We start from the raw sequence: 18,443 nt of genomic DNA on the forward strand, positions 1-18,443 counted from the left end.
CAAAGAGGTCACACCCGTTCCCATACCGAACACGGAAGTTAAGCTCTTTAGCGCCGATGGTAGTTGGGGGCTTCCCCCTGTGAGAGTAGGACGTTGCTAGGCAAATAAAAACCACCACTATTATTTAGTGGTGGTTTTTTGTATTTGGAAAAAGTTAATCAATTTTTATAGAATACTAGTAAGTTTTCTATAGTGAAATTTATAGTTTGAAAAATTAATATATATTAGAACCTAATGCTGTTTTTCAGCGTTATGAATAGTATATGTATGAAGGATTCCATAACATTATCAAAGCATTAAAAAAGCTGGGGAATAAAGAGGGGAAATTATTTAATGGGGAGAGGGAATTTGTGAAGTATGTGATATTTGATTTTGATGGAACACTTGTTGACTCAAAGTTAGCAATATTAGAGGCCTGGAATACGATTGCAGAAAAGTATCGGTTTAAAAAGGTGGACGAAAGTGAAATTGATGAGATAAAAAAGCTTACGATGAATGAACGAAGTAAACGTTTTGACTTTCCTTTATACAAATTACCGATTGTAATGCCACTGTTTTACCAAACATATAAAAAGTCTCTAGAAGAAGTAGAACTTTTTAAGGGAATAAAAGATTTATTTGAACAATTGAACGTTAATGGATATAACATTGCCATAATTTCTTCAAATGCAAAGGAAAATATTGAAGCGTTATTAAAAAGACAGCAGATAAATAATGTTTCTGAAATTCTTTGTTCTAGTCGAGTTTTTGGAAAGGATAAAATTATTCAGCGATTTTTAAAAAATCATCAATTAAAATCTACTGATGTCATTTATGTAGGTGATGAAGATCGAGATATTGTTGCATGTAAGAAAGTTGGAATAAAGATAATTTGGGTTGAATGGGGATACGATGCTTTTGAAGTAGTCAAAAATAGCAAACCAGATTATACAGTATCCGAACCGAAAGAGATTTTAAATATAATTAAATAAAATACGAAGGGGTATCGAAATTTCGATATGCCTTTTTTTATACCATTGGATTAGCATGTCACACAAAGCTATAATAGTAATTATGAAAACAAAAAATGGAGTGAGTCGATGAAAAGGGAGCAACCTTTAGTTGAAGCTCTACAAAGGTTTGTAGAAAAGAAACCCCAATCTATGCATGTACCGGGGCATAAGAACGGACTATTATCAACATTACCTGAGGAATTGAAAGCAGCACTGACATACGATTTAACAGAGCTTACTGGATTAGATGATTTTCATCATCCTGAGGAAGCAATCTTATTGGCAGAACAATTGCTTGCAAAAACTTATGATTCCGACAGAAGTTTCTTTTTAGTAAATGGTTCTACAGTAGGGAACTTAGCAATGATTTATGCGACATGTAAACGTAATGACAGAATCATCGTACAAAGAAATGCCCATAAATCAATTTTCCATGCATTAGAGTTAGTAGGAGCAAAAGCAATATTTATTGCCCCTGAATGGGATGAAAATACCAAAACTGCAGGGGGGGTGCCTACCGAAACATTAAAAGAAGCGTTACATCTTTACCCTGATGTCAAAGCTGTAGTATTAACATACCCAACATACTATGGAGTTACTTCAAAAGAACTTCAAATGCAAATCAATATATGTCATGAAAAAGGGGTGCCAGTATTGATTGATGAAGCCCATGGAGCACATTTAATTGGAAGCGAATTATTTCCTCCTTCTGCTTTAAGTTTAGGTGCAGACATTGTTGTACAATCTGCTCACAAAACGTTACCAGCTATGACAATGGCTTCATTCATGCATGTTAAATCAAATCTTATAGATGTACAAAAAGTAAATCGATATTTAAGAATGCTACAATCAAGTAGTCCATCTTATTTATTACTGGCTTCTTTAGACGATGCTCGGGAATACATAGGTAGTTATTTAGAACACGATGCGGTTTATTTAATGGATAAAAGAAATCAATGGATTGACGCTTTACGATCACTTCATCCATTAGAAGTAGTGGAAGTAGATGATCCGTTAAAACTACTTTTACGCATGCCTGGATATACTGGTTTTGAATTGAAAAACGCCTTGGAAACTCAAGGATTATATGTGGAACTTGCTGATGTTTATCAAGTGTTAGTCATTTTACCATTATTAAAACAAGGACAAGTCTTTCCTTTCGCAGAGGCACGTATTCGGATAAAAGAAGCGTTGGCAGAATTGAAGAAAGAAGAAGGATTAGGTCATACATTAACAGATATTCCAACAACAGATTGGTTAACTGTAACAGTACCTGAATATTCCTATGATGAAGTGGAACAACTTGAAAAAGAATGGATTCCATATATGAGAGCGTTTGGACGAATTGCAGCTAGCATGTTAATACCTTATCCACCTGGTGTACCGTTACTAGTACCGGGAGAAAAAATAACCGTTGCAAAATTAAGTCAGCTAGAGGAGTTACTTGCGGTAGGTGCAGATTTCCAAGGTGAACACCGACTAAAAGAAAAACTCATATATGTAATAAAGTCATAGTCGGAGGAATAAAAATGAAAAACAATTTATTTATCACATTTGAGGGTCCAGAAGGTGCGGGAAAAACCACTGTTATTAATAAAATCATAGCACGATTACAACAGCAAAATATTGATGTGTTAGGAACGAGAGAACCTGGTGGTATTGAAATTGCTGAAAAAATACGAGAAATTATTTTAAATCCAGCTCATACAGCTATCGATGAACGAACAGAAGCCTTATTATATGCTGCAGCTAGAAGTCAGCATTTTTTTGAAAAGGTCGAGCCTGCATTAAAGGAAGGAAAACATGTTTTATGTGATCGCTTTATCGATTCATCATTAGCCTATCAAGGGTATGCCCGTGGAATTGGTATCGATGAAGTATTATCCATTAATGAATTTGCTATTGGAAAGCGGATGCCCGATTTAACTTTTTATTTTGATATAAATCCTGCGGTTGGACTAGCTCGAATTCATGCACATAATGAACGTGAAGTGAATAGACTTGATAACGAAAGCTTATTATTTCATGAAAAAGTAAGAAAAGGTTATTATGAAGTAATAAAAAGGTATCCAAATAGAATTAAAGTAGTAAATGCAGAACAACCAGTAGAGAAAGTGATAGATGAAGTATGGGAGATTTTATATGAGTTGGTAGTTCGAAAGTAAATGAAGTAGGCTATAAATGTATGTTATAATAGAAACACCAATTCAACAGTTAGTAAACGTAAGTTTATTTAGTAGGATAAAATTTATATGCTACTAAATTAATTAAATATAGGGAGTGAGTGCAGATGAAGTTAGTTGTTGCAGTCGTTCAGGATCAGGATAGTAATCGTTTGTCTAACGCTTTAACGAAAAATAATTTCCGTGCAACTAAGTTAGCAAGTACTGGTGGTTTCCTTCGTTCAGGGAATACAACGTTTATCGTAGGAACTGAGGATTCTAAAATACCTCAATTACTTGATATTATTAAGGATAACTGCCGTTCCCGTGAACAAATGGTTTCACCTGTATCACCACTAGGAGGTAATGCTGACTCTTACATCCCATACCCTATAGAAGTTGAAGTTGGAGGAGCTACCGTTTTTGTATTACCAATTGAACAGTTCCACCATTTTTAGTGGAGGCGAAAGGTAATTGAAGATAAATCAAGATCTACGAGTTGGATTAAAAACGAACCACAAGGAGTTAAAACAACCAAACCAATCACAAAATCGATTTGGCGAAATACTTGTTAAACAGGGTTCGAAATTACAAACAGAGCAATTAACAAGGTTGCTTGGTGATATTTCTGCAGCAGGAGACCGAGTTGCAAGGTCCAGAAATTTAAGAGAACTTGCTCGTTTTAAAATGCTCATTAAACGATTTTTGCAAGAAGCTGTCGAATATGGATTGGATATGAAACAATCTCATACTTGGAATCGCTTCGGTGAAGGGCGTCGCTTGAAAATTGTTGAAACAATTGATGAGCATTTAGTAGAACTTGCACAAGAGATCTTAAACGAAGAAAAAGATACAATTGAATTATTAGATCGAATTGGTGAAATTAAAGGATTACTCATTAACTTATATATGTAAACCCGTGTCTATAAAAAGCATAAGACACGGGGTTTTTTCTAAAAGCGGTTCGCTTTTTTTAAATTTGTTTAAGAAAAAGGTGAAGTAAGTGGAAGGAAATATAGATGAGCTTAAGGTTTTACAGCCTGTAGTGATGAAACAACTTCAAACAATTTATGAAAAAAATCGAACTGCCCATGCTTATATTTTCGATGGAGCAAAAGGAACTGGAAAACAACAAATTGCAACATTCTTCATAAAACTTCTTTTGTGTCTTAACCCGTCGAAAAATGTTCCATGTGAAACATGTCGAAATTGTAAAAGAATTGTTTCAGGAAATCATCCGAATGTGAAACAGCTAGAACCAGATGGGCAATTCATTAAAATTGACCAAATTCGTGACCTTATTTCTGCTATGACTAAAACGAGTATAGAAGAAGGACGAAAAATTTACGTAATTCATCATGCTGATCGCCTAAACACTTCTTCTGCAAATACGTTACTAAAATTTTTAGAAGAACCTGAGGGGGACGTAACGGCAATTTTACTGACGGAAAACTATCAGGCCATCTTACCTACCATTCAGTCCCGTTGCCAGCATGTGAAATTTTATAATATCCCACGAGGAATTTTGTTGAAGCAATTGCAAGAACAAGGTATAACATTATCGATGGCATCTACTGTTAGTATGCTAACAAATAATCTTGAAACAGCAATTTCTTTAGCAAATGACGAGCAGTTTGCACATGCTCGAAAAACAGTGTTAAAATTAGTAGAGATAGTCAGAAAAAATGTTCATGAAGCATTATTGGTAATCTATGAAGAATGGCTATCTTCATTCAAGGAAAAGAATGAAATCGAGCAAGCGTTAGATTTACTACTGTTTGCTTATCGTGATATTGTAGCTATAAAAGCTAATCCGGAAGCCAGTTGTACATATCCAGACATGTTACAAAGTTGGAGAGAGCATGCACTAAATACGACATATGAACGATTATCGCATCAAATGCAATCCGTATTAGAAGCAAGGCAAAATCTTCAACGTAACATGAATCGCACGCTTATGATGGAGCAGTTGATGCTTAATCTGCAGGAGGGGTATACATTTGTATAATGTAGTCGGAGTCCGTTTTAAAAAAGCGGGTAAAATATATTATTTCGATCCTGGTCAATTTCTACTTGAGAAGGGACAATATGTCATAGTAGAAACAGCAAGAGGGGTCGAATATGGAAAGATTGTCGTTCCGATGAAACAAGTAGGAGAAAATGATGTTGTTTTACCTTTAAAACAAGTATTACGCCCTGCTGATGAACGTGATCGAATCCAAGTTGAGGAAAACTCACAGGAATCACAACGAGCTTATGAATTAGCGAATGCAAAAATTAGTGAGCACAACTTAGATATGAAGCTTGTGGATGTTGAATATACATTCGACCGAAATAAAATCATTTTTTATTTCACTGCTGAAGGTCGTGTCGATTTTCGTGAGCTAGTAAAAGATTTAGCTTCGATTTTCCGTACCCGAATTGAATTACGTCAAATTGGTGTTCGTGATGAAGCAAAGCTGCTAGGGGGAATTGGTCCTTGTGGTCGAATGCTGTGCTGTTCAACTTTTCTAGGGGACTTTGATCCAGTTTCAATCAAAATGGCAAAGGATCAAAACTTATCATTAAATCCTACGAAAATTTCCGGACTTTGTGGTCGATTAATGTGTTGTTTAAAATACGAAAATGACGATTATGAAACGGCAAAAGAAGGAATGCCAGATATCGGGGATGGTACAATGACACCAGACGGAATTGGTAAAGTTGTAGGCATTAATGTATTGGAACGACTAATCCAAGTCTATTTACAAGAACAAGAACGCACGGTTGAATATACATTAGATGAAATCCTTGAATACGAGAAAAATTTGATATAGAGAAAACGCAAGTGGGGTGGGATCTTTCGTGAAGGACCGAAATTTCTTAGATACTGTTATGGAATTCGAACAACAGCTCGAATTGCTACAGCAACAATATAACGATTTAAAAAAGTATGTTGCACATATGGTTGAAGAACATCAGGCAATTCAGACGGAAAACCTTCACCTACGTCGACGTTTAGAGGAACTAATGGGGGAAGAAGAGAATCCTACCCAAGATGAGACTACTAACACAGGGAAGGTTAGTTTATTAGATATTGGAGAAGGCTACGATAACCTTGCACGTCTTTACCAAGAAGGTTTCCATGTGTGTCATGTACACTTTGGAAGTTCACGTAAAGGGGAAGATTGCTTGTTTTGCCTTTCTTTTTTAAATAAACAAAATGGTTAACATTAAGACTGATGCCACAAAGGTGGTTTTCAGTCTTTTGTTTTGAGGGAGGATTATGGATGGAACAATGGTTAAAAGATGATGAGAGGCTTGATTACTTATTAGCAGAAGATTTGCGAATCATTCAAAGTCCCTCCGTTTTTTCATTTTCATTAGACGCAGTACTGTTATCAAGATTTGTTAGTGTACCAAAAAATAAAGGGAAAATTGTTGATTTATGTTCTGGTAACGGAGTAATTCCGCTATTTCTTAGTGCGCGTACAAAAGGGGAGATAATAGGAGTTGAATTGCAAGAGCGACTTTATGATATGGCTGTCAGAAGTGTACGATACAATGGGCTAGAAGAACAAATCACAATGATTCAAGGAGACGTAAAGGAAATTCCAGCCACACTCGGAATTGAAAAATATGATGTTGTCACGTGTAACCCTCCCTACTTTTTAGCCCATGAAATGAGTGATAAAAACTTAAGTGAGCATTATGCAATTGCACGCCATGAGTTACACTTAACATTAGATCAGGCCATCGAATCTGCAAGTAGACTATTAAAACAAGGTGGTAAAGCTGCCTTTGTTCATCGTCCAGGAAGATTATTAGATATTGTCACATCTATGCGCAAACATCGACTAGAGCCAAAACGACTTCGCTTGGTTTACCCGAAACTAGGAAAAGAAGCAAATACTTTATTAATAGAAGGAATCAAAGATGGAAAACCAGATTTAAAAGTGTTGCCTCCATTATTTGTATATGATGACAACAATGAATATACAAAAGAAGTGAGTGAAATATTGTATGGAGACCAACAATAAACATATATTTTATGTTCTTGAATGTAAAGATAACACTCTATATGCTGGCTACACAAATAATTTAGATAAACGGGTCGCTACTCATAATGCAGGAAAAGGGGCTAAATATACTAAAGCCCGTAGACCAGTTAAATGTATTTATTATGAAACTTATGAAACAAAGCAAGAAGCAATGAGAGCTGAATATGCATTTAAACAACTAAAGCGAAGTGAAAAATTAAAATATATCGGAGGAAATAATGAAATCACAAAAAAGTAGTCAACATGAATTAACTAGCTGCCTTTACTTAGTTGCCACACCAATTGGTAACCTAGAAGATATGACGGTTCGTGCTCTTCGAATCTTAAAAGAAGTGGATGTTATTGCAGCAGAAGATACACGTAATACAAAGAAGCTATGTAATTACTTTGAAATAGATACGCCCCTTGTTAGTTATCATGAGCATAACTTAGAGCATGGTGGGGAGAAAATTCTTAGTTTTCTTCGACAAGGAAAATCTGTTGCCTTAGTTAGTGATGCAGGACTACCTTGTATATCAGATCCAGGAGCTGATATTGTCGTAAAAGCAATAGAAGAAGATTTTGCAGTCGTTCCAGTCCCTGGTGCAAATGCAGCTTTAACAGCACTTATTGCATCTGGCATTACACCACAACCTTTTTACTTTTTTGGCTTCTTGAATCGTAATAAAAAGGAAAGAAGACAACAACTAGAGAAATTAGCAAGAAGAGAAGAAACAATAATCTTCTATGAAGCGCCACACCGACTAAAGGAAACATTAAAAGATTTGGAACTTGTTTTAGGAAATCGAAAAATTACATTAGCTCGTGAATTAACAAAAAAGTTTGAGGAATTTTTGCGCGGTACAATTGAAGAAGCCAATGTATGGGCTAACGAAAATGATATACGCGGGGAATTTTGCATTATTATAGAAGGAAACCCAAATGGGGAAGCTGAGAATGAAGAAGAAGCTTATTGGACAAATCTCTCAGTAATTGAACATATCGATTATTTAATAGAAGAAAAGTCGATAAACTCTAAAGAAGCCATTAAAGAAGTTGCGAAAATTCGTGGACTAGCAAAACGTGATGTGTATCAACAATATCATCAAGAGTAAAAGAATGTTTTTAAAGTATTAAAAAAGGGGAAGTTATTTAAAAATTGCTTTAAATAACCTACCCTTATTTAATTATTTTTTAAAGTGTTGTTGGATTTCACGCATTAAAATTTCTGCGCCTTCTGGACTTAAAATTAATTTACCTCCAGCTAAGCGGAAGTTTTCATCTGAAACTTCTCCAGTTACTGCACAAGTCATATTTGGCATATATTTTTTAAGTATGATCTTATCATCATCAACGTAAATTTCTAACGCATCTTTTTCTGCAATACCAAGTGTACGACGTAGCTCAATAGGAATTACCACACGACCTAATTCATCGACTTTACGAACGATACCTGTTGATTTCATGACAATATTTGCCTCCTGTTTTTAGTAGAATATAAATTAAATTTCATTTTCGTCAAATTTCGACACATAATACTTGTCTGAATAAGATGATACCAAGTAATGCCATAAACGTCAATTATTTAGCATTAATGACGTAAAATTGTTTTGAAAATCAGTGAAATAATTCAAAAATTTATTATAAATATGACAAAATATAGAGAATCTTATTATTGACAGTCACAATTAGATAAATAGTTGTAATAAAATAACATATATTCCCTAATGTTTATTCCTGATAAAATCCTGTAATAATATTCTTTCATTGAAACAAATTTCTTACTTCGTTACAATAAAAACTATACAGTTGACAATTGGAGGCCGTTTTGCGTGAGTGAAAAGAAAACATTTTATATAACAACCCCTATTTATTACCCAAGTGGAAAATTCCATATTGGAACAGCTTATACAACCGTGGCATCAGATACGATGGCGCGTTACAAACGTTTAAGAGGTTACGATGTACGCTTTTTAACTGGAATGGATGAGCACGGTCAAAAAATCCAAGAAAAAGCTGAAGAAGCTGGAAAACATCCACAACAATATGTTAATGAAATTGCAGATGCAGCTAAACAACTTTGGGCATTAATGGATATTTCTTATGATGATTTTATCCAAACTACTCAAGAACGTCACATAAAAAGTGTTGAGAAAATCTTCCAAAAGTTTTTAGATAATGGTGACATATATAAAGGAGAATATGAAGGCTGGTATTGTACACCTTGCGAATCCTTTTATACTGAAACCCAATTAGCTGACGGTAATTGTCCTGATTGCGGACGCCCAGTTCACAAAGTAAAAGAAGAATCGTACTTCTTTAATATGAAGAAGTATGCTGATCGTCTTCTTCAATACTATGAAGAAAATGTCGAATTTATAGAACCAGAGTCACGTAAGAATGAAATGATTAATAACTTCATTAAACCAGGATTAGAAGATCTTTCTGTTTCAAGAACATCCTTTAACTGGGGAATTAAAGTCCCAGGTGATCCAAAGCATGTCATTTACGTTTGGGTTGATGCATTATCGAACTATATTACTTCATTAGGCTATGGATCTGATAATGAAGAATTGTTTAATAAATATTGGCCTGCAGATGTTCATGTCGTTGGTAAGGATATCGTTCGTTTCCATACAATTTATTGGCCAATTTTCTTAATGGCATTAGATTTACCATTACCGAAGAAAGTATTCGCCCATGGATTCATTATGATGAAAGACGGGAAAATGTCGAAATCTAAAGGAAATGTTGTATACCCAGAAATGTTAATTGAACGTTATGGGTTAGATGCAACACGTTATTTCTTACTGCGCGAACTACCTTTTGGAGCAGATGGTGTATTTTCACCAGAATCTTTTGTGGAAAGAACGAACTTCGATTTAGCAAATGACCTTGGAAACTTATTAAATCGTACAGTGTCAATGATGAATAAATATTTTGACGGAATTATTCCGACTCAAAATCTTGAAGAAACAGAATTTGATGCTGGATTAAAAATTCATGCGAAACAAACTAAACTTGCTTATGAACAAAATATGGAGAAAATGCAGTTTAGCGTAGTTTTAGCTGATTTATGGTCTCTTGTATCCCGTACGAATAAATATATCGATGAAACTCAGCCATGGGTACTTGCTAAAGATGAGGAAAATAAATCAAAACTAGCAGCTGTAATGGCAAACTTGGCAGAAAGTTTACGTCATATTGCAGTTATGTTACAGCCATTTATGACAACAGCACCAAAACAAATTATTGAACAATTGGGATTAAATGAAAGTTCATTAGCGTGGGAAACAATTGAAACATTCGGAAATATTATTCCAAGGAATGTAAAAGTGGTAGAAAAAGGTGTACCGATTTTCCCACGTTTAGATGCAGAAGTAGAAGTATCATACATTCGTGAACAAATGCGTTCATCAGTTAAAACACCTCAAGAAGAAGAGAAAAAATCAGATGTACAAGCACCAGAAGTTCCGGAAATAACAATTGATGATTTTACTAAAATCGATTTAAGAGTAGGAACTGTCATTGCTTGTGAACAAGTACCTAAAGCGGATAAATTATTAAAACTACAAGTAGACTTAGGGTACGAACAACGCCAAGTAGTATCAGGCATTGCCCAACATTACAAACCTGATGAGTTAATAGGTCAGAAAGTAATCGTTGTTGCAAATTTAAAACCTGTAAAACTTCGCGGAGAACTTTCTCAAGGGATGATTTTAGCAGGATCTCATGATGGCATTTTAAAATTAGCTACAGTAAATGAGGAACTTGCAAATGGTGCAAAAGTGAAATAAAGTTTTTAACCTGTTGGACTTTTTGTTCAACAGGTTTTTAACGCTCAATTCTAAGACGAAAAAACTATTTTATTATAACTAAAATTAACATGGTATAAATTACTATGGGAAAAAACTACTAATTTCGACAAAAACAGATAAGTTCAATGTCACAAAACTTTATAGTATGTAATTTTTCTGTAATGTAGATGTTAACTATGAAATATTACTTTTCCATAAAATATTGACTAGGAGATTGAAAGCAAATGTTTATAGATACACATGTCCATTTAAACGCAGACCAATATGAAGAAGATCTACAGCAAGTAATTGATAGAGCATTAGCAGCAAAAGTAGAAAAAATGGTTGTTGTAGGGTTTGATCGTAAAACAATTGAAAAAGCAATGAATTTGGCAGAAACCTATGATTTTATTTATGCGGTTATCGGGTGGCATCCAGTTGATGCAATTGACTGTACAGAAGAAGATTTACAGTGGATTGAACAGCTTGCCGCTCATAAAAAAGTTGTTGCGATTGGCGAAACAGGCTTAGATTACTATTGGGATAAATCCCCGAAAGAAGTTCAACAAGAACTGTTTCGTAAACAAATTCATTTAGCGCAAAAATTGAACTTACCAATAGTAATTCATAACCGTGATGCAACGGGAGATGTAGTTAAAATCTTACGTGAAGAAAATGCAGCGTTTGTTGGCGGAGTAATGCATTGCTTCAGTGGAAGTGTTGAAACTGCCCGTGAATGTATTGCTATGAACTTTATGATCAGCCTTGGAGGACCAGTTACGTTTAAAAATGCTCGCTTACCGAAAGAGGTCGCAAAGGAAATTCCGTTAGAATACTTGATGATTGAAACGGATGCACCTTACCTTGCACCTCATCCTTATCGTGGAAAGCGTAATGAACCGTCATATGTACCACTTGTTGCTGAGGAAATTGCTCGACAAAAAGAGCTTACTGTAGAGGAAGTTGCACAGGCTACTACTTCAAATGCTGTTAGATTTTTTAATATAAAAGAATAATTTCCCAAAACGTCTCCGAAACAGCGTAAAGAAAGGGTTACTGAAGGATGGACAATTTTGTAATAAATTAAATAGGTTGACAGGTTGTATGAAAGGTCCGTATAATCCAACGAGTGTCAAGGAGGCGTTTTTTCATGTCAAAAATATCCATGAAAAACTTGTTCTCAGATTCATTGAGGCGTAAGCAAACACTGGTTAGTGTATTGTCACTAGTCGTGTTTGTTTCAGTTATAGCATTTGTCATTTATCAAGGAACCAAATCTTCGGTAATTGTAAATGCAAATGGAGTAGAAGAAGAATTATTAACCCATGCAAAAACTGTTGAGGATCTTTTTGATGAAAAAGGTCTTGAGATATCAAAATATGATAAAGTAACACCCTCACTGAATTCAGAAATCGTCAGTGGAATGACGATTAACTGGGAACAGGCTAGAGAAGTAACAATTTCAGTTGACGGAAATCAGTCAAAAGTTTGGACAACTGAAAAAATTGCGAAGAACATTTTGGAAGAAGCAAATATCGAAGTTACAGAGCATGATATTGTATCAGTCGCTTTGGATACTGAAGTAGGCGAGACTAACAAAATCGATATTCAAAAGGCGTTTCAGTTAACGCTTGTCGATGGGAAAAATAAAAGACAAGTTTGGTCCACTTCGACTACGGTCGCTAACTTTTTAAAACAACAGGGAATTCAACTTAATGAATTTGATCGTGTTGAAAAGGATTTGGAAGATGTAATCACTCCAGATGATAAAGTCACAATAGTTCGTGTAGAAAAAGTTACCGATGTAGTGGAAGAATCTATAGATTTCGCAGTCGAAACGAAATCAGACTCTTCTTTACTTAAAGGGAAAGAAAAAGTAGTATCTCAAGGTGAGAAAGGTAAAGTTTCTCGTACTTATGAAGTAATTAAAGAAAATGGAAAAGTTGTAGAAAAAGTTTTAAAATCAGAAAAAGTCCTTAAAGAGCCAAAAACAAAAGTAGTAGCAGTTGGTTCAAAAGTGGTTACAGCAAAAGTTTCTCGTGGAAGCAGTGAACCCGCTTCAAGTGGAAAAGAGTTTTATGTAACAGCAACTGCTTATACTCCATACTGTGAAGGGTGTTCGGGAACATCTGCAGCTGGAATTAACTTAAGAAGTAATTCAAACTTAAAAGTGATTGCAGTAGATCCAAATGTCATCCCATTAGGAACAAAAGTATGGGTTGAAGGTTATGGTAACGCAATAGCTGGTGATACTGGTGGCGCAATTAAAGGTAAAAAAATTGACATACTAGTACAATCAAAGTCTGAAGCGAACAAATGGGGACGTAAAAAAGTTCGTATTAAAATCTTAAAATAATGTGTAGAAAGAGCTTTCCTAATGAATTAGTTAGGGGAGCTCTTTTTCTTATTATTTGCACCCTGAAAAAAGATAAAAATATGTGGATAATATTTACAATGATTTAATAATAGTTGGAATCAAGAATCAGAAAAGTATATTAATACAAAATATTAGTAAGTATCTTTTAATCAGCCCCTCCAGTTGTAGTCGGAGCTAACGAGCGTTCTCCACCTTTCTGAATGTCTAGCTACAGGCGCTAGCTCTTTCGGACACTTCACCTTCCTCCTACGCGTATAAATACGCTTGTCGGAAGGTTCCGAAGTACATGGATGTACGAGTGCCGACAATGCCACACGATGTGGCGTTTTGTCGGCCAGTGCCTTCAAGAGCTGAACGAGCGCCTTTCGCTTTTCTATGTTAAAATATTCTTTAGTTTGTTTTTAGAGGAGAGTTTTATTTTTGGATATACAAGAAATTATCGTTGTTGAAGGGAAAGACGATACGACAGCAATTAAGCGTGCAGTTAATGCCGATACAATAGAAACGAATGGTTCAGCTATTTCTGAGGAAACACTTCGTCGCATTGCACATGCACAGGAAAAACGAGGCGTTATCGTTTTTACTGATCCAGATTATCCAGGTAGACGAATTCGAGCAATCATTGAACAGCATGTACCCGGGGTAAAACATGCTTTTTTAGCGAAGGAAAAAACAATTGCAAAAAACGGTAAAGGTTTAGGCATTGAACATGCTTCGGATAACGATATACGAGAGGCATTAAAAAATGTCTATACACCCAATACTAATGCAACATATGAATCCGAGATTACGATGGATGATTTAATTTTAGCGCGGCTTATTGGGCATCCACAGGCGAAAAATCGTCGTAAGCAATTAGGTGAAATATTGAATATTGGTATGACAAATGGTAAACAATTGCATAAGAGGCTTGCAATGTTCCAAATCACTGCCAAACAATTTGGCAAAGCTGTAGCGTTAATTAATCAGGAGGAGCACAATGAATAAAGATATCGCAACGCCTATTCGAACAAAAGAGATCTTAAATAAATATGGGTTTTCCTTTAAAAAGAGCCTAGGACAAAACTTTTTAATTGATCCGAACATTTTGCGTAATATTGTAGGTCATGCCAATCTAACAAAGGAAAGTGGTGCTATAGAAGTAGGGCCAGGAATCGGGGCACTAACAGAACATTTAGCACGTGCTGCCAAAAAGGTAGTATCCTTTGAAATTGACCAACGCCTATTACCAGTATTAGAAGATACATTAAGCCCTTATGATAATGTAAAGATTGTACACTCAGATATTTTAAAAGCAGATGTAAAACAAGTAATTGAGGAGGAAATGCCAGGTATTCAAGATATTATGGTTGTTGCAAACCTCCCTTATTATGTAACTACACCAATCCTAATGAAGTTATTAAATGACCAACTTCCGATTAGAGGTTTTGTTGTCATGATGCAAAAAGAAGTTGCGGATCGCATTACTGCAAAACCTGGTACAAAAGAATACGGTTCACTATCCATTGCCATTCAATATTACGTAACAGCAGAAGTAGCAATGACAGTACCAAAAACTGTTTTTATGCCACAACCAAATGTCGACTCAGCAGTTATTCGCTTAATTCGTCATGAACAGCCACCAGTTAAAGTGATAAATGAAGAGTTTCTTTTTGAAGTAACACGAGCTTCCTTTGCGCAGAGAAGAAAGACTATTTTAAACAATTTACAATCGGGTTTACCATCTGGTAAAGAGAAGAAGAATCTAATCATTGAAGCTCTTGAAAGTGTAGGAGTTGAGCCTACGCGACGTGGGGAAACGTTGTCTATAGAAGAGTTTGGGAAATTAGCAGATGCACTTTATCCGCATTTTTGCAACGGACAATAATTTGAAAAATGTCGAAATAACTCAAAATATAAGGTATTTTTTTATTAAAAATAAGTTGACGACTATATTTGTCTGGTGATAAAATATTATAATTTATTGACAAAAAACCCGGCATAAGCTATACTAGGTAATAGTGAGGTGTATGCGAAATGCCAAAAACGTTAGCTGACATCAAAATGTCTCTTGATGGTCATTTAGGTAAACGTTTGCTATTGAAAGCAAACGGAGGACGCAAGAAAACGGTTGAGTGTGCAGGAGTACTTAGTGAAACATATCACGCAGTATTCGTTGTAGAACTTGATCAAGAAGACAACTCTTGTAAACGTGTTTCATATAGCTACACAGATGTATTAACAGAAGCAGTAGAGATTACTTTTTTAGATGATTCACAAGTTGCAATTATCAAATAGTGTTATCTTATGTTGTTATATTTTTTTAAAGCACTCATTTTTATGAGTGTTTTTTTATTTTTTTCACATACTACGAATGTCAACCTACTTATTTTATAAGGAGGAAACTGCATGGCCAGAAGAAAAGGAATCATGTCGAGTCGTCTGAAAGAAGAGATTGCAAAAGAACTCGGATTTTATGATGTAGTCGAACGTGAAGGCTGGGGCGGAATTAAGTCACGTGATGCAGGAAACATGGTAAAGCGAGCAATTGAAATGGCCGAACAAGGTCTAGCACAGCAAAACCAAAACAATATAAATAAGTAGTTGTTGACTTTTTGCCAATAGCTCCATGTAATGTGGAGACTATTGGCTTTTATTTTATGGTAAAATATCTGAAATGTTTAAAATAGTGGCGTATACAATTATAATTTATAGAAAATATCAATACTTGTAAGGGTACACTGAAGAACATAAAGGTAGATTCGAGTTGAGGAGGACAACGCAATGCTTTACGTAAAAGCACCTGCTAAAATAAATTTAACTTTAGATGTTTTATATAAACGACCAGACAACTATCATGAGGTAGAAATGATTATGACAACTGTTGATTTGGCAGATCGCATTGGTCTTGAAAATCGTAATGATGGAAATATTCATATCATTTCATCTAATGGTTTTATTCCAAGCGATAGTCGAAACCTTGCTTACCAAGCAGCACAACTATTAAAAGATACATATGGGATAAAAGAAGGGGTTACGATTACCATTGATAAAGAGATCCCTATCGCGGCTGGTCTTGCAGGAGGAAGTAGTGATGCAGCTGCTACTTTAAAAGGATTAAATGAATTATGGAATTTAAATTTATCTATTGATACATTAGCAGAACTAGGAGCTAAGGTCGGTTCAGATGTATCTTTCTGCGTGTATGGAGGCACTGCATTAGCTACAGGTCGAGGTGAAAAAATTCAAAATATACCTTCCCCTCCACCGTGCTGGATTGTTTTAGCGAAGCCAAAAATAGGCGTATCTACAGCTCAGGTGTACGGAGGATTGTCTATAGATAAGGTTGAACACCCAAATACGAAGCAAATGTTAAATGCGCTAGAAACTGGCGACTATGATTTAATGTGTGAATCTGTTGGAAATGTTCTCGAGTCGGTTACCTTTAAATTACATCCTGAAGTAGTTATGATTAAAGAACAAATGAAAAGATTTGGTGCAGATGCTGTCCTTATGAGTGGTAGTGGACCAACTGTATTTGGAATTGTTGATCATGAATCAAGAATTAGTCGCATTTATAACGGTTTACGAGGATTTTGTGACGAAGTTTTTGCTGTTCGTTTAATAGGTGAAAGAAATTCGCTTGCTTAAATGCGTACATTTGTGTTACTTTTTCTATAAAATATTCGTGTTTACATATGAACCTTTAATAGGATTAAATTATGTATAGGAGTGGGTCACATGAAATGGAAGCGAAGTGAGCGTCTCGTAGATATGACTTATTATTTACTTGAGCATCCACATCAACTAATCCCGCTCACCTTTTTTTCGGAAACTTACCAATCTGCGAAATCTTCCATTAGTGAAGATTTAACAATTGTGAAAGAAACATTTGAAGAAAAAGGAATCGGGTTGTTGATGACAGTACCTGGTGCAGCAGGAGGAGTAAAATATATTCCAAAGATGTCTGATGAAGAAGTTAGTGAAGTAATACAAATTTTAATTACAGAACTTAGCCAATCAGACCGCTTATTGCCGGGTGGATATTTATTTATGACTGATTTACTTGGAAATCCAGAACTTATGAATAGAGTCGGTAAAGTCTTTGCAGGTATTTTTGCTGACCAACAAATTGATGTTATTATGACTGTTGCAACAAAAGGTATTTCTATTGCGCATGCAATTGCTAGACATTTAAATGTTCCAGTTGTCGTTGTACGTCGGGATAGTAAAGTAACTGAAGGTTCAACAGTAAGTATTAACTATGTTTCTGGATCTTCTCGTCGCATTCAGACAATGGTACTCTCAAAGCGTAGCATGAAAAGCGGGCAACGTGTTCTTATTACCGATGACTTTATGAAAGTTGGCGGTACTATGAACGGTATGAAAAACTTACTAGAAGAATTTGATTGTGAACTTGCAGGAATCGCAGTTCTTGTAGAAGCGGAACATGCCGATGAAACGCTCGTAGATGACTATTATTCACTTGTAAAACTTCATGCAGTTAACGAAAAAGACCGTACGATTGCTTTAAGTGAAGGGAATTATTATTTAAAGGGGAGAAATTAATTGAAAATAGTATCAACTACAAACGCACCAGCAGCAATTGGTCCATATGCACAAGGAATTGTTGTAAATGGCATGTTCTACAGTTCAGGACAAATTCCTTTAACAGCTTCAGGCGAACTTGTTGAAGGCGATATTGTTGCACAAACAAACCAAGTATTTGAAAACCTTAAGGCTGTGCTAGCTGCAGCAGGGAGCTCTTTAGATAAAGTTGTAAAAACGACTGTATTTTTAGGGGACATGAATGATTTTGCTGCGATGAACGAAGCATATGCGAGTCATTTTGGCGATCATAAACCTGCTCGTTCTGCAGTCGAGGTAGCTCGATTACCAAAAGACGTAAAAGTCGAAATTGAAGTAATCGCAGTAGTTGAATAAGTAGTTCCATTTCACGCTAAAGAGATTGCACCATGCAATCTCTTTTTTTATATGATACTTTGTCAAATTAAGTGCAACAGTTCTTCCTGAAACGCCTCGTATGCAGTTTTCCAACCAAGACATTTTCTTGGTCGATTGTTGATAAGTTTAAGTGCTTGTTCCATCTCTTTTTC

The 18,443-nt window shown here is 35.5% G+C and carries 22 protein-coding genes, 1 rRNA gene and 1 pseudogene; 22 read left to right on the forward strand and 2 right to left on the reverse strand.

The genetic code is table 11. The features are described from left to right. The 12 genes from rrf to rsmI form a co-directional block, all read left to right on the forward strand. Window positions 1-102: ribosomal RNA gene (gene rrf, locus D8M03_RS15205) — 5S ribosomal RNA — on the forward strand; the annotation flags it as partial. 248 nt (window positions 103-350) lie between these two features. After that, window positions 351-971 carry an HAD-IA family hydrolase gene (locus D8M03_RS15210; protein WP_121215695.1) on the forward strand — a complete coding sequence of 207 codons (621 nt, stop codon included), beginning with the start codon at window positions 351-353 and terminating at the stop codon, window positions 969-971. Between the two features lie 108 nt (window positions 972-1,079). Continuing rightward, window positions 1,080-2,507, forward strand: coding sequence for an aminotransferase class I/II-fold pyridoxal phosphate-dependent enzyme (locus tag D8M03_RS15215; protein WP_121215676.1), 1,428 nt, complete (start codon window positions 1,080-1,082; stop codon window positions 2,505-2,507). A 14-nt stretch (window positions 2,508-2,521) separates the two neighbouring features. Then, a complete protein-coding gene (gene tmk, locus D8M03_RS15220) occupies window positions 2,522-3,157 on the forward strand; it encodes a dTMP kinase (protein WP_121215677.1) in 636 nt (211 codons plus the stop codon). 125 nt (window positions 3,158-3,282) lie between these two features. After that, window positions 3,283-3,612 (forward strand): cyclic-di-AMP receptor, encoded by a 330-nt coding sequence (locus D8M03_RS15225; RefSeq protein WP_121215678.1) that lies wholly within the window; start codon window positions 3,283-3,285, stop codon window positions 3,610-3,612. Window positions 3,613-3,628: 16 nt separating this feature from the next. Next, window positions 3,629-4,069 carry a YaaR family protein gene (locus D8M03_RS15230; protein WP_121215679.1) on the forward strand — a complete coding sequence of 147 codons (441 nt, stop codon included), beginning with the start codon at window positions 3,629-3,631 and terminating at the stop codon, window positions 4,067-4,069. 88 nt (window positions 4,070-4,157) lie between these two features. Then, a complete protein-coding gene (holB, locus tag D8M03_RS15235; RefSeq protein ID WP_121215680.1) occupies window positions 4,158-5,162 on the forward strand; it encodes a DNA polymerase III subunit delta' in 1,005 nt (334 codons plus the stop codon). Continuing rightward, window positions 5,155-5,970, forward strand: coding sequence for a PSP1 domain-containing protein (locus tag D8M03_RS15240; protein ID WP_121215681.1), 816 nt, complete (start codon window positions 5,155-5,157; stop codon window positions 5,968-5,970). Before holB ends, D8M03_RS15240 begins: the two co-directional genes overlap by 8 nt. 28 nt (window positions 5,971-5,998) lie before the next feature. Beyond that, window positions 5,999-6,364, forward strand: a complete 366-nt coding sequence (gene yabA, locus D8M03_RS15245) for a DNA replication initiation control protein YabA (protein WP_121215682.1) — start codon at window positions 5,999-6,001, stop codon at window positions 6,362-6,364. Between the two features lie 59 nt (window positions 6,365-6,423). Further along, complete coding sequence (locus D8M03_RS15250) at window positions 6,424-7,173, forward strand: tRNA1(Val) (adenine(37)-N6)-methyltransferase (RefSeq protein ID WP_121215683.1); 750 nt, start codon at window positions 6,424-6,426, stop codon at window positions 7,171-7,173. Then, window positions 7,157-7,432: a GIY-YIG nuclease family protein gene (locus tag D8M03_RS15255; protein WP_121215684.1), complete on the forward strand. Its 276-nt coding sequence runs from the start codon at window positions 7,157-7,159 to the stop codon at window positions 7,430-7,432. Before D8M03_RS15250 ends, D8M03_RS15255 begins: the two co-directional genes overlap by 17 nt. Beyond that, entirely contained in the window at window positions 7,413-8,288 is an 876-nt protein-coding gene (gene rsmI, locus D8M03_RS15260; protein ID WP_121215685.1) for a 16S rRNA (cytidine(1402)-2'-O)-methyltransferase, read from the forward strand. The genes D8M03_RS15255 and rsmI overlap by 20 nt, the downstream gene beginning before the upstream one ends. Window positions 8,289-8,360: 72 nt before the next feature. Here the strand turns inward: rsmI and D8M03_RS15265 are convergent, their stop codons facing one another. Then, entirely contained in the window at window positions 8,361-8,639 is a 279-nt protein-coding gene (locus D8M03_RS15265) for an AbrB/MazE/SpoVT family DNA-binding domain-containing protein (protein ID WP_121215686.1), read from the reverse strand. Window positions 8,640-9,005: 366 nt separating this feature from the next. Between D8M03_RS15265 and metG the strand changes: the two genes are divergently transcribed. The 10 genes from metG to D8M03_RS15315 all read left to right on the forward strand — a co-directional run bounded on the left by metG (window position 9,006) and on the right by D8M03_RS15315 (window position 18,270). Beyond that, window positions 9,006-10,970 carry a methionine--tRNA ligase gene (metG, locus tag D8M03_RS15270; protein ID WP_121215687.1) on the forward strand — a complete coding sequence of 655 codons (1,965 nt, stop codon included), beginning with the start codon at window positions 9,006-9,008 and terminating at the stop codon, window positions 10,968-10,970. Between the two features lie 245 nt (window positions 10,971-11,215). Further along, entirely contained in the window at window positions 11,216-11,986 is a 771-nt protein-coding gene (locus tag D8M03_RS15275) for a TatD family hydrolase (protein ID WP_121215688.1), read from the forward strand. Between the two features lie 134 nt (window positions 11,987-12,120). Continuing rightward, window positions 12,121-13,326 (forward strand): G5 and 3D domain-containing protein, encoded by a 1,206-nt coding sequence (locus tag D8M03_RS15280; protein WP_121215689.1) that lies wholly within the window; start codon window positions 12,121-12,123, stop codon window positions 13,324-13,326. 441 nt (window positions 13,327-13,767) lie between these two features. Next, window positions 13,768-14,334, forward strand: coding sequence for a ribonuclease M5 (rnmV, locus tag D8M03_RS15285; protein WP_121215690.1), 567 nt, complete (start codon window positions 13,768-13,770; stop codon window positions 14,332-14,334). Further along, complete coding sequence (gene rsmA, locus D8M03_RS15290; RefSeq protein WP_121215691.1) at window positions 14,327-15,214, forward strand: 16S rRNA (adenine(1518)-N(6)/adenine(1519)-N(6))-dimethyltransferase RsmA; 888 nt, start codon at window positions 14,327-14,329, stop codon at window positions 15,212-15,214. Before rnmV ends, rsmA begins: the two co-directional genes overlap by 8 nt. Window positions 15,215-15,363: 149 nt before the next feature. Next, window positions 15,364-15,624, forward strand: coding sequence for a biofilm formation stimulator Veg (gene veg, locus D8M03_RS15295; RefSeq protein WP_097075271.1), 261 nt, complete (start codon window positions 15,364-15,366; stop codon window positions 15,622-15,624). A gap of 111 nt (window positions 15,625-15,735) precedes the next feature. Continuing rightward, window positions 15,736-15,930, forward strand: coding sequence for a small, acid-soluble spore protein, alpha/beta type (locus tag D8M03_RS15300; protein WP_097075272.1), 195 nt, complete (start codon window positions 15,736-15,738; stop codon window positions 15,928-15,930). 180 nt (window positions 15,931-16,110) lie between these two features. Then, on the forward strand, window positions 16,111-16,977 hold the full coding sequence (gene ispE, locus D8M03_RS15305; protein ID WP_121215692.1) for a 4-(cytidine 5'-diphospho)-2-C-methyl-D-erythritol kinase: 867 nt from the start codon (window positions 16,111-16,113) through the stop codon (window positions 16,975-16,977). Window positions 16,978-17,067: 90 nt separating this feature from the next. Further along, window positions 17,068-17,895, forward strand: coding sequence for a pur operon repressor (purR, locus tag D8M03_RS15310; protein ID WP_121215693.1), 828 nt, complete (start codon window positions 17,068-17,070; stop codon window positions 17,893-17,895). Continuing rightward, on the forward strand, window positions 17,896-18,270 hold the full coding sequence (locus tag D8M03_RS15315) for a RidA family protein (RefSeq protein ID WP_121215694.1): 375 nt from the start codon (window positions 17,896-17,898) through the stop codon (window positions 18,268-18,270). It abuts the gene before it with no gap. 62 nt (window positions 18,271-18,332) lie between these two features. Here the strand turns inward: D8M03_RS15315 and D8M03_RS15320 are convergent. Further along, window positions 18,333-18,443, reverse strand: a pseudogene (locus D8M03_RS15320) (IS30 family transposase); the annotation flags it as partial.

This window comes from Ureibacillus endophyticus, assembly GCF_003628435.1.
GTDB lineage: Bacteria > Bacillota > Bacilli > Bacillales_A > Planococcaceae > Ureibacillus > Ureibacillus endophyticus.